Below are 11,363 nucleotides of genomic sequence, written 5' to 3'. Positions count from 1 at the left end.
CGGTTCACCATTAGGAACACACCCAAATGTTCCCGTGTCACGTGGCTTTGCCGGGTTGTGGCTGAATCGTCACACTTGTTCGATCCCCTCTCCGTACGCCCCCTTGGCGGGACGCCTGCGCCGCGGCGGGGGCGTGACGCCGTCCGCCATGCGACGGGCGGTGACGAGAAATCCCGTGTGGCCGACCATCCGGTGGTCGGGCCGTACGGCGAGACCTTCGACATGCCAGTCGCGAACCAGGGTCTCCCACGCGTGAGGCTCGGTGAAACTCCCGTGCTCCCGCAGGGTTTCCACCGTTCTGGACATCTGGGTCGTTGTCGCAACGTAGCAGCAGATAACTCCCCCAGGGGTAAGGGACTTCGCCGCCGCGTCAACGCACTCCCAAGGCGCGAGCATGTCGAGGACGACGCGGTCCACGTCCGCCTCGTCCAGCGCGTCGACGAAGTCGCCGACCACGAGACGCCACTGCTCCATCGGGCCGCCGAAGAACTTCTCCACGTTCTTGGTGGCCACCTCGGCGAAGTCCGCGCGCCGCTCATAGGAGGTGACCTTCCCCTCCGCGCCGACGGCGCGCAGCAGGAAGCAGGTGAGCGCGCCGGACCCCACGCCGGCCTCGACCACCCGGGCGCCCGGGAAGATGTCGGCCATGGCGACGATCTGGGCCGCGTCCTTCGGGTAGACCACCGCGGCGCCGCGCGGCATCGACACCGCGTAGTCGGCGAGCAGGTGCCGGAACGCCAGGTAGGCCGTGCCGCCGGAGGACCGCACCACGGACCCCTCGGGCTGTCCGATCAGGTCGTCGTGCGGGATCGACCCCTTGTGCGTGTGGAAGACGCCGCCCTCTTTCAGCGTCACCGTGTGCCGCTTGTTCTTGGGGTCAGTGAGCTGGACCTGATCTCCGGCCTGGAACGGGCCGTGCCTGCGAAAACCCATGCGGAAAAGGCTAGTGCCGCGACCGACGAGATTCGCCCGACGGAGCGGTGTCCAGAGTGGTGCTTCACGGGCGGGGGCGGCAACGCGGCGGGGGGCGGGAAAACACCTGGCCGGTGCGGTGTCGCTGCTGGTAACAATGGGACATGTTGCCCCAAAAGGCGATCCCTACCGGGCCGGCCGTACTGCGCCTGCCGGTCGAGGGGGACGCCGACCAGATCGCCCGAGCCTGCTCCGACCCCGAGATCGCGAAGTTCATCCCCTTCGTTCCCTCGCCGTACACGAGGGACGACGCGCTGGCGTGGATCACGAAGACCGTGCCCGCCACCTGGGAGAACGGGGGCGCCGACTACCTCATCGCCGACGCCGCCACGGACGAGGTGCTCGGCACCGCCGGGCTCAAGCCGTCGGACCGGTTCGGCGCGACGGAGGTGGGTTACTGGCTCGCGCCGTGGGCCCGCGGGCGCGGCGTCATCACGGCCGCCGTGCGGACGCTCGCCGAGCATGCCTTCGCCCGGGGCGTCCCGCGGATCGGGCTGCACGCCGACGTGGAGAACGTCCCGAGCCAGCAGGTCGCCCTGCGGTGCGGCTTCGCCCCCGAGGGCGTGCAGCGCGGGGCCGGCGTTCCCCGGGGCGGCGCCTCCGCCGACGTCGCCCTGTTCGGGCGGCTGAGCACCGACCCCGGCGACCCGATCCCGCCCTTCCTGCCGTTCTTCCCCGGGGGGTTCCCGGGCGGCTCGCTCACCGACGGCGTCGTCCGGCTCACGCCGCTGACCGCGGCCGACGCCGCCGACTATTTCGCGCTGGCGTCCGTCCCCGACGTGATGGACTCGCACGTCCCGCCGGTGCAGCCGGAGTTCGCGGACTGCGAGGTCGTCTGCCGGCACGCCGGCCACCGGTGGCTGACCGGCCAGCGGGCGGACATCGCCATCAGGGACGCGGCGACCGGCGAGTTCGCCGGGGACATCCAGCTCACCGGCGTCGTCCCGCCGCTCGGCCAGGCGATGCTCGGCTACTGTCTCCGTCCGGAGTTCCGCGGCAGGGGCCTGGTCACACAGGCGGTGGACCTGCTGGTCGAGTGGGCGTTCGCGAACACGCCCCTGCGCCGGATCGTCGCCGGGACCAACCCCGGCAACACGGCCTCCCACCGCGTGCTCGAACGGGCGGGCTTCGTCCGGGAGCACCTCGTCAAGGGGCTGCTGCCCGGCCCCGGAGGCACCCGGCTGGACGACATCCAGTGGGCGCGGACACGCCCCTGACCGGGGCGGACCTGCCGCGCTCGGGCGCCGCCCGGAACCCGGCACCCGAGCGCGGGCCGTCCGCGGCGCGGCACGCCCGCAGGGCGTCCCGGCCACGCCGGTGAAGGCCGCTCCCTCAGTCGGCTCCGTACGCGGCCCGCAACTTGGCGAAGGCGGCGTCGGTGCCCTGGAGGGCCCGGTCGATCTCCTCGTCGGTGTGCGCGGCCGACAGGAACCAGTTGTGCCAGGGGTGGAGGTAGACCCCCTCCTCCAGGCAGGCCCCGGCCCAGGCGATGCCCTTCTCCAGGGTGGCGTCGCCCTCGAAGGACAGCCACGGCACCTGCACCGGCCCGGTCTGGCGGACGACGAAGCCGTGCGCCTGCGCCTGGGCGGCGAGGCCCTCGCGCAGCCGGGTCCCGGCCCGGTGCATGAGCGCGACGCCGTCGGTCTCGCGCAGGATCTCGATCGTCGCCTTGGCGGCGGCCATGGCCGCGGCGGAGAACCAGAAGGAGCCGGTCGAGTACAGCGTCTGGGCCGCACCGCGCAGCGCGTCGGTCCCGGTGAGCGCCGCGATGGGGAAGCCGTTGGCCATCGCCTTGCTCCAGGCCGTCAGGTCGGGGCGCACGCCGAGCGGCTCCCACGAGCCGCGCAGGTCCAGCCGCCACCCGGCGCGTACGTCGTCGATGACCAGCGCCGCCCCGATCCGGTCGGCCAGCGCCCGCACGCCCCGGGCGAACTCCGCGTCGGCGTCCTCCTGGTCCTCGAAGGAGTCGTGCTTGAACGGGGTGACGAGGATGGCGGCGACGTCGCCGTCCGCCTGGGCGGCGGCGGCCTCGGCGCTCGCGAGGTCGTTGTAGGTGAACTCGATCGTGTCCGCCCGCTGGTTGGGGGTGACCCCGGACAGGCCGGGCGTGCACCAGGGGTCGGCGCCGTGGTAGGCGCCGTGGGCGACCAGCGCCTTGGTCCTGCCCGTCGCCGCCCTGGCCACCATCAGGGCCTGAGTGGTGGCGTCGGTGCCGTTCTTGGAGAACATGGCCCAGTCGGCGGAGGGGATGAGGTCCACCAGCAGTTCGGCGAGCTCCACCATGACCGGGCCGGGGCCGTTCAGGCAGTCCCCTTCCGCCTGCTGCGCGGCGGCGGCGGCCTCCACCCGCGGGTTGCGGTGGCCGACGATCATCGGCCCCCAGCTGCACATCAGGTCGACGTACTCACGGCCGTCGGCGTCCCACTGCCGGGCGCCCTCGGCCCGGACGAAGAACTGGGGGTAGCGGTCCCCGTGCAGGGCCGCGTTGAGGTGGCCGTACATGCCACCGGGGATGACCTTCGCGGCACGGGCCCGCAGGGAGGCGTCGAGGGACATGGGCGGCACTCCTGGGATCGGGGAATCGGGGAGGTCGGGAGGTGGTGGAGCCGGAGGTCAGGCGTCCTGGCCGGCGTCGCCGGGGACGAAGCCGTCCAGCCCGGCGTCGGAGCCGAGCCCGCCCGCGACCCGCGCGGCGACGGCCGTGCCGAGGCGTGCGGCGCCGAGGACGTCCCGGCCGTGCAGCAGTCCCGCGGCGAACCCGGCGCAGTACGCGTCGCCGCAGCCCGTGGTGTCGACCACCGGCACGTCCAGGGCGGGCACGCGGGTGATTCCGGCGGCGGTGGCCACGAGGCTGCCGTCGGCCCCCAGGGTGACGATCACGCCCTTCGGGCCCTCGGCGAGCAGCGCGGCCGCGGCCTCCTCCGGCGTCGCCGCCCCGCTGAGCATGAGCGCCTGTTCCTCGTTCGGCAGGAGGTAGTCGACGTGGGGCAGGAACGCGCGGACGCCGGGCATGAGGTCGGGCATGTTCGACAGCAGGTCGAGCGTGACGGTCGTGCCGCCTTCGCGGGCCTTGTCGAGCAGCGCGAAGAAGGCAGGGTCGTGCAGGCCCCAGGTGACGTCCATGCCGCCGAGGTGCACCACCTTCGCGCCGGTGAGGCGGTCCGCGTCGAGGTCGGCGGTCGCCAGGCCCAGGTTCGCCCCCGGCACGTGGAACGACGGCCGTCCGCCGTCGGGGCGGATGGGCAGGATGGAGGCGGCCGTCTGCTCCCCCGGCCTGCGCACCACGCCGCTCACGTCGACGCCGCGCCGCTCCATGATCATCAGGAGGAAGTCGCCGAGCTCGTCGTCGCCGACGGCGCCCACCGAGGCGACCGGCACGCCGATCTTGGCGAGGGTCACGGCCGTGCCGGCGGCGGCGCCGGCCGCGGTGATGCGGATCTGCTCAAGCAGGTGGGTGTCCTGACCGGCCGGGATGGACTCGACCGGGCGGGCCAGGACGTCGACGATATGCACGCCGACCGTCACTACCGTCATGAGCGGATAATAGACGGGCGCCCGACTAAAATGTCAACCGAGGTGGTGGGCCATGCCGAAGATCGTCAATCACGAGGAGCGCAGGGGCGAGGTCGTCGCGGCGGCACGCCGGATCATCCTGCGCGAGGGCATCGATGCCGCGACGACGCGGGCCATCGCCAAGGAGGCCGGCTACTCCAACGGGGTGCTCACGCACTACTTCGCCGACAAGGACGAGATCCTGCTGTCTGCCCTGGAGGCGTCCCATCGGCGGATCGCCGACCGGCTGCGGGAGAAGCTGTCGGGCCGCACCGGCCTGGCGGCGCTGCGTGAGCTGCTGCTCGACAACGTGCCGCTCGACGACGAGCGGGCCGGGGAGACCGGGCTGGAGGTGGGCTTCTGGGGGCGCAGCCTGACCAGCCCCGCGCTGCTGGAGGTCCAGCGGCGTGAGGCCGCCGAGCTCCGCTATGTGATGACGAGCCTGCTCAGGTCCGCCGCCGAGGCCGGTGAGATCCGTACGGACGAGGACCTGGAGGACGTGGCGGAGCGGCTGCTGGCGCTCGTGGACGGACTGAGCGTGCACCGGCTGCTGTATCCCGGGCACGTCACCGGCGAGCGGCTGGAACGGCTGATCCTCGGCGAGATCGACCGGCTGCGCGCCTGATCCGGCCGCCGGGAGCGGCGTGGTCCCGGCGGCCTCGGAGATCGTCAGGCGTTGCGGTGGGGCTCGTACCGCATCGTGCGCGAGACGCCGACCCGGACGGTGGTGCCGGGCAGGATCGGCACCGGCTCGTTCGGCGGGATGTCGTAGAAGTTGGGGTCGCCGGGCGGCTGGATCTGGGTGCCGTTCACCGAGCCCAGATCGAGCAGGTTGACGTCCCAGTTCTCCAAAAAGACCCGCAGGTGGCGGCGCGACACCGAGCCGTCGGGGCTGGTGACCCTGGCCGGCCTGGCCTCGCCCGACTGCACCTCGGGCGCGCGCTCGGGGTCGCGGCCCAGCAGGTAGTCGGCCTCCAGCGGCAGCGCCATGCCGTCGTCGAGCAGCAGCACGCCGAGCAGCGGCCGGGGACCCTTGTACGGCACCACGGCCCGCTGGTCGATCGGGATGCCGCAGACCGCGCAGTAGGGCGCGCGCGGGTCGTTGAAGTGGTCGTTCTTGCAGTCGACGCCGTAGACCATCGGCCGCTGCTCCAGCTCGGGCGCCGCGTCCATCTGGGTCGCCTCGCCCGGCTCCTCGTCCGCGAGCGCGTGCGGCGCCGGCTCGAACGGTCCGCTCGGCGGGCCGTCCGGTCCGCCCAGGTCATGCGGTGCACCCAGCTCGTACGGAGGATTGGGGTCGTACGGAGGGCTGAGGTCGTACGGGGGGTTGAGATCGTGCTGCGGGCTGAGGTCGTGCGGCGGGTTCAGGTCGTGCGGCCCGCCCCGGTCCTCGGCGGGCTCGGGCAGCGGGGGCAGCGGCTGCGGACCCGAGTGGTGCGCGGGCCCCGGGTCGGGGAGGGGGGACGGCAGCGGCTGGGAGACGTGCGACGACGGCTGGACGGGCGGCGGCGCCTGCTCCCCCGACGGTCCGCCGCCGGACAGCGGACCGGCGAACGGCGACACGGGCGGCGGCGGCACGGTCGACGGCACCACGGGCCCGCGCGGGGCGATCGGCTCAGGAGCGCCGATGGGCGGGGGCTGCACGCCCTGCTGCTGCGGCTGGGGCGGGCGCGGGGGCAGCGGCGGGAAGGCGAGGTCACCGTGCCGGGTGAAGTCGCACTCCAGGCCGGCCCCGGTGACCACACCGCCGTCCAGCCTGGCGTACGGGCTCGACGGGCCCGCTCCCGGCAGGCGCAGCTCGACCCGGGACACCGGGCCGTTGACGAGACGATCGGTCCAGGTCAGCGCGTCGTGCCCGGCGAGTCGGACCTCACCGTCGGGACCGCCGGACACGGTCGCGTACGCGGCCCCGCTGACCAGCACGGCCGCCCCGCCCCCTGCGGGCCCGGCGACCGCGCAGGCCACCGGCTCCCCGCCGATCGACCTGTCCATGGCGCGCGCGAGGACCTGGGCCACCCGCCGGGCCAGCGCCCGGCCGTCCCCGCCCGTCGTGGCGGTCTCGTTAAGCGCCGACAGCAGGTCCTCTACCGGCTGGTCGCCGCCGGTGGCGCACACGAGCAGCAACCCGTTCAGATGGGCGACCACGCCCTCCCCCGGCAGCGGGCGGACCAGCCCCACGCCCTGTTCCGTCACAGAAGTTCTCCCTCCGGAAACGCCACCGGATGACCGGCACCATCGCCGGCACGCCGTGTGCCGGATCGATCCCCCCAGAAAGTAGCAAAAAAGAACGGTGAACCGGCCTGCGGGAGCATGCGACGGGCGCCCGGACGGCGGCCGGCCCCGGCCCCGAGCGGCACCCCCGTCTCCGGGAGCCCGCCGCGCGAGCGCGCGGGACGCCCCGGCGGGCCGGGCCGTTCCGCGGGCGGCTCACACACCGTCTCACACACCGCTGAACATGCGGTTGACGTCGGCCGTGGCGAGCACGCCGTAGATCTCGCCGCCACGCTCGACGAGCAGGTATTCCGGCGCGGGGGTCTCCCGCATGGCGTCCAGCAGGGACTCCCCCTCCAGGTCGACGCCCAGCACGAGCGAGGGTTCCAGGGCGCGGGACAGCGCGCCGACGTTCACCCACGGCCTGCGCTGCTCGGGAGTGGCGTTGACCGCCGCCTCGTTGACGATGCCGACCGGCCGCCCGTCGTGGTCGACCACCACCATGGCCCCCGCCCCGGCCTCCCGCGCCCGGCGCAGGCCCTCGGACAGCGGCACCTCGGCGGTGACCGGGATCGCCCTGCGGGCCAGCGTACGGGCCCGCAGCTGTGGCAGCCGGGCCCGTACGCGGGCCACCCGCAGCGACTGGGAGGCCCCGAGCCAGATGAACGACGCCAGCACCACCGTCCAGAGCATGCTCCCGATGCCGGGCTCCTGCCCGGCCATCAGGTTCATCAGCAGCGGCACCACGACCACCGCGATCGCGACGCCGCGGCCGACCCACGCGGCGGCCAGCGTGCCGGTGCCCGCGTCGCGCCTGATCTTCCACACGGCGGCCCGCAGCATCCGGCCGCCGTCGAGCGGCAGGCCGGGCAGCAGGTTGAACAGCCCGACGATGAGGTTCGACAGCCACAGCTGCCACACGAGCACCTGCGCCAGGCCGCCCGACGGCACGACGAACGCCTCCGCGAGGGCCCCGATCCCGGCCAGCCCCAGCGACAGCAGCGGCCCGGCGAAGGCCACGTTGAACTCGCGGCCCGCCGTCTCCGGCTCGCGCTCGATCTCCGAGACGCCGCCGAGCATGTAGAGGGTGATCCGGCGCACCGGCAGGCCGTAGTGCTTGGCCACGACGCAGTGCGCCAGTTCGTGCAGCAGGACGGAGACGTACAGCAGGACGGCGAAGGCCAGCGCGACCGCGTACGCCGCGGTCTCGCTGTATCCCGGCAGCATGTCCGCGAACTGGGGCTGGAAGCTGATCGTGATGAACGCCGCCACGATGAGCCAGGTGGGCGACACGTAGACGGGGATGCCGAAGGGCCGTCCCATCCGCAGTCCGGTGGACTCCTTGACAGGTGTGCTCATGTGGCCGCCTTCCCCTCCCGCGCCCCTCGATGCTACGTGCCGGAGCGTGAGATCAGCCTATGAGCTCGCCCGCCCGCCGCGCACCGTGAGATCTGCCCCATGTGGACCTTGCGGGGCGGGGCGGGAGCGTTCTGTCGGCCCGGTGTCCTACAGTTCGGGCATGACCCTCGCCGAAGAGCGCGCCGTCATCGGGGCGCTTTCCCCCTCCCGGGCCGGTGACTTCATGACCTGCCCCCTGCTCTACCGGTTCAGGGTGATCGACCAGCTCCCCGAGCGGCCCTCGGCCGCCGCGGTCCGGGGCACGCTCGTTCACGCCGTGCTGGAACGGCTCTACGACCTGCCCGCGGAGGCGCGGACGGTCGCCGCCGCCCAGGACCTGCTGGAGCCCCAGTGGCGGCGGCTGCTCAGCGAGGAGCCCGACTACGCGGGGCTGTTCGAGGACGACGCGGAGCGGGACGCCTGGCTGACGCAGGCCCGCGGCATGGTCGAGCGTTACTTCACGCTGGAGGACCCCCAGCGGCTGGAGCCCGCCGAGCGCGAGATGTACGTCGAGGTCGTGCTCGACAGCGGGCTGCTGCTGCGCGGCTACATCGACAGGCTCGACGTGGCCCCGACCGGCGAGGTGCGGGTCGTGGACTACAAGACGGGAACGGCGCCGGGGCGCGACTGGGAGGCCAAGGCGCTGTTCCAGATGAAGTTCTACGCGCTGGCGCTATGGCGGCGCAGCGGCCAGGTCCCCCGGATGCTCCAGCTGATGTACCTGGGCAACGGCGAGATCATCCGTTACGTCCCCGACGAGGCCGACCTGCGGGCGACCGAGCGCAAGGTCGAGGCCCTCTGGGCGGCCATCGAGCGTTCGGTGCGCACCCGTGAGTGGCGCGCCCGCCGCTCGCGGCTGTGCGACTGGTGCGACCACCAGGCGCTGTGCCCGGAGTTCGGCGGCACCCCGCCGCCCGTGCCCGACCGCGAGCCCGGGCTGTCGGCCCGCGTGAGCAGAAGGTCGGCCAGCGACGAGCTCTGACGCCTGCCGGGCTCCTGGCGGGCTCCTCCGTGAGGAGGAGGGGGATATCCCTCCCGGGCAGGGTGGTCGCGGACGGCGAACGCCTAGATTTGGTACGTGCGCACCACCCCCGGCAGTACGCGGTCCTGGCTTCGGGCTCATCCCCTGATCTACGACTCGGTCCTCGCGGTGGTGCTGACGACCGCGTCCCTGTGGTGGATCGTCTCGGCCGGCCCCGGGGAGGGGGCCGGTTGGCTGCGGTCCGCGGCGCCGCGCCCGGCGGACGCGCTGAACCTTATCCTGGCGGCGGCCTGCACGCTGCCCGTGGCCCTGCGGCGTAGCCGGCCCTTCGTGCTGCTGGTGGCCACCTGCGTCCCGCAGGCGATGCTCGACACGCTCCACTACGACCCCGGCCTGAGCGAGTTCGGCGGGCTCGTCCTGCTCTATTCGGTGGCCGCCTGCCGGGGGCTGGCGCTGAGTCTGGCCGCCCTCGTCGTCTCCTTCGCCTCCTACCTGGCCAGTGCCGTCTCCGGGGTCATCAGCCCGTCCTGGACCGACCACGTCGTCGTCACCGCCGTCCTGCTGCTGTGCTGGGTGTGCGGCCGGGCGCTGCGGCTGCGCCGCGCCTACCTGGCCGAGCTCGTGCAGCGGGCCGACCGGCTGGAGCGGGCGCGGGAGGCCGACACCAGGGCCGCCAGGGCCGAGGAACGCTCCCGCATCGCGAGGGAGCTGCACGACGTCGTGGCCCACCACGTCAGCGTGATGACGGTCCAGGCCGCCGCCGCCCGCAAGATGCTCGACACCAAGCCCGACGTGGCGCGGGACGCCCTGTCCGCCATCGAGGAGATGGGCCGTACGGCGATGGCGGAGATGCGCAGCATCGTCGGCGTGCTGCGCACCGACGGCCCGGCCGAGCGCGGGCCGCAGCCGGGCATGCACGATCTGCCCGCGCTGGTGGAGCAGATGCGCGAGGCGGGGCTGCGGACGCAGCTGTGGATCGAGGGCGAGCGGCGCGGCCTGCCGCCCGGGGTGGATCTGGCCGCCTACCGGCTCGTGCAGGAGGCGCTGACCAACAGCCTGCGGCATGCCGGGCCCGCCGCCCGCGCCTGGGTGACCGTACGGCACGAGCCGAACGAGCTGAGCATCCACGTGGAGGACGACGGGCGCGGCGCGGCGGCGGAGCCGGCGCGGGTCGCAGGCAAGGGGCACGGGCTCGTCGGCATCCGCGAGCGTGTGGCGCTCTATGGTGGAGTCCTGCGGATCGGTCCCCGCACCGGGGGCGGGTTCGAGGTCCGCGCCCAGTTCCCATTGAGTGACAGCCCCCTCAGCCACAGCCCCCTCACGTAGAGCCCCTCCGAGGACAGACCATGACGATCAGGGTGTCCCCCTCCGCCCGGCGACCCGCCGCCCATCCCAGGACGGACGCATCATGACGATCCGGGTGTTGCTGGTCGACGACCAGCCGCTGCTGCGCACCGGGTTCCGGTTCATCCTGGAGGCGGAGCCGGACGTCACCGTCGTGGGCGAGGCGGGCGACGGCGCGGTGGCCATGGAGCAGTCCCGGGCCCTGCTGCCCGACGTGGTGCTGATGGACGTCCGCATGCCCGGAACCGACGGCATCGAGGCGACCCGCCGCATCGTGCGGGAGGCCCCGCCGAGCGCCCACGTGCCGAAGGTGCTCGTGCTGACCACGTTCGACCTGGACGAGTACATCGTGGAGGCGCTGCGCGCGGGCGCGAGCGGGTTCCTGCTCAAGGACGTGCCGCCCGACGAGCTGGTCCAGGCGATCCGCGTGGTGGCGGCCGGCGACGCGATCGTGGCGCCGAGCGTCACCCGGCGGCTGCTGGACAAGTTCGCCACCCGGCTGCCCTCCGCCCGCCAGCAGGCCACCCCCGCGCGGGTCGACCGGCTCACCGAACGCGAGCTCGAGGTGCTGCGCCTGATCGCGAAGGGCATGTCGAACGCCGAGATCGCCGCCCAGCTCGTGGTCAGCGAGACGACCGTCAAGACCCATGTGGGCAACGTGCTGACCAAGCTGGGGCTGCGCGACCGGGTCCAGGCGGTCGTGCTCGCGTACGAGACCGGGCTGATCGTTCCCGGCGCCCTCTCCTGACCACCGGCCTACGACCACGGGAGGAGCGAGGCGCGCCGGGTCCTCCCGTGGTCGCGGGCGAGAGCCGTACGGAAGGCCGATGCCGGGCGGGGACGCGCCCCGGTAGCGTCGTGACAGGGGCGTGACCGAGGTGGCGGAACACGCCCCGCCGGTACG

At 73.4% G+C, this 11,363-nt stretch carries 10 protein-coding genes; 5 read left to right on the top strand and 5 right to left on the bottom strand.

The annotated features are described in order from the left end of the window. Positions 1-69: 69 nt before the first annotated feature. Positions 70-933 carry a tRNA (adenine-N1)-methyltransferase gene (locus ACIBK1_RS13530; protein ID WP_030507153.1) on the bottom strand — a complete coding sequence of 288 codons (864 nt, stop codon included), beginning with the start codon at positions 931-933 and terminating at the stop codon, positions 70-72. Between the two features lie 143 nt (positions 934-1,076). Between ACIBK1_RS13530 and ACIBK1_RS13525 the strand changes: the two genes are divergently transcribed. Then, the gene (locus ACIBK1_RS13525) at positions 1,077-2,189 is read left to right on the top strand and encodes a GNAT family N-acetyltransferase (protein WP_396734738.1); all 1,113 of its coding nucleotides are present in this window, start codon (positions 1,077-1,079) and stop codon (positions 2,187-2,189) included. A gap of 115 nt (positions 2,190-2,304) precedes the next feature. Here the strand turns inward: ACIBK1_RS13525 and ACIBK1_RS13520 are convergent, their stop codons facing one another. Continuing rightward, positions 2,305-3,528, bottom strand: a complete 1,224-nt coding sequence (locus ACIBK1_RS13520; protein ID WP_076437476.1) for an aminotransferase class III-fold pyridoxal phosphate-dependent enzyme — start codon at positions 3,526-3,528, stop codon at positions 2,305-2,307. A 57-nt stretch (positions 3,529-3,585) separates the two neighbouring features. Next, entirely contained in the window at positions 3,586-4,506 is a 921-nt protein-coding gene (locus ACIBK1_RS13515; RefSeq protein ID WP_030507156.1) for a carbohydrate kinase family protein, read from the bottom strand. 52 nt (positions 4,507-4,558) lie between these two features. Here ACIBK1_RS13515 and ACIBK1_RS13510 point away from each other — a divergent pair, with 52 nt between their 5' ends. Further along, complete coding sequence (locus tag ACIBK1_RS13510; protein ID WP_030507157.1) at positions 4,559-5,149, top strand: TetR/AcrR family transcriptional regulator; 591 nt, start codon at positions 4,559-4,561, stop codon at positions 5,147-5,149. Between the two features lie 44 nt (positions 5,150-5,193). Here ACIBK1_RS13510 and ACIBK1_RS13505 read toward each other — a convergent pair whose 3' ends face one another. Next, positions 5,194-6,717 carry an FHA domain-containing protein gene (locus ACIBK1_RS13505; protein WP_396734733.1) on the bottom strand — a complete coding sequence of 508 codons (1,524 nt, stop codon included), beginning with the start codon at positions 6,715-6,717 and terminating at the stop codon, positions 5,194-5,196. Positions 6,718-6,963: 246 nt separating this feature from the next. Beyond that, on the bottom strand, positions 6,964-8,094 hold the full coding sequence (locus ACIBK1_RS13500; protein WP_363423068.1) for a site-2 protease family protein: 1,131 nt from the start codon (positions 8,092-8,094) through the stop codon (positions 6,964-6,966). A gap of 160 nt (positions 8,095-8,254) precedes the next feature. Here ACIBK1_RS13500 and ACIBK1_RS13495 point away from each other — a divergent pair, with 160 nt between their 5' ends. The 3 genes from ACIBK1_RS13495 (at position 8,255) to ACIBK1_RS13485 (ending at position 11,207) form a co-directional block, all read left to right on the top strand. Then, a complete protein-coding gene (locus ACIBK1_RS13495) occupies positions 8,255-9,115 on the top strand; it encodes a RecB family exonuclease (protein ID WP_036405807.1) in 861 nt (286 codons plus the stop codon). A gap of 96 nt (positions 9,116-9,211) precedes the next feature. Then, positions 9,212-10,441: a sensor histidine kinase gene (locus ACIBK1_RS13490; protein ID WP_396734729.1), complete on the top strand. Its 1,230-nt coding sequence runs from the start codon at positions 9,212-9,214 to the stop codon at positions 10,439-10,441. A gap of 82 nt (positions 10,442-10,523) precedes the next feature. Further along, positions 10,524-11,207, top strand: a complete 684-nt coding sequence (locus ACIBK1_RS13485; RefSeq protein WP_030507162.1) for a response regulator — start codon at positions 10,524-10,526, stop codon at positions 11,205-11,207. Positions 11,208-11,363 lie beyond the last annotated feature (156 nt).

Origin of the sequence: Microbispora rosea (assembly GCF_044460045.1) — a bacterium.
Lineage (GTDB): Bacteria > Actinomycetota > Actinomycetes > Streptosporangiales > Streptosporangiaceae > Microbispora > Microbispora rosea.
Note: the sequence above shows the minus strand (reverse complement) of the source record. Positions and strands in the feature narration are given on the sequence as shown.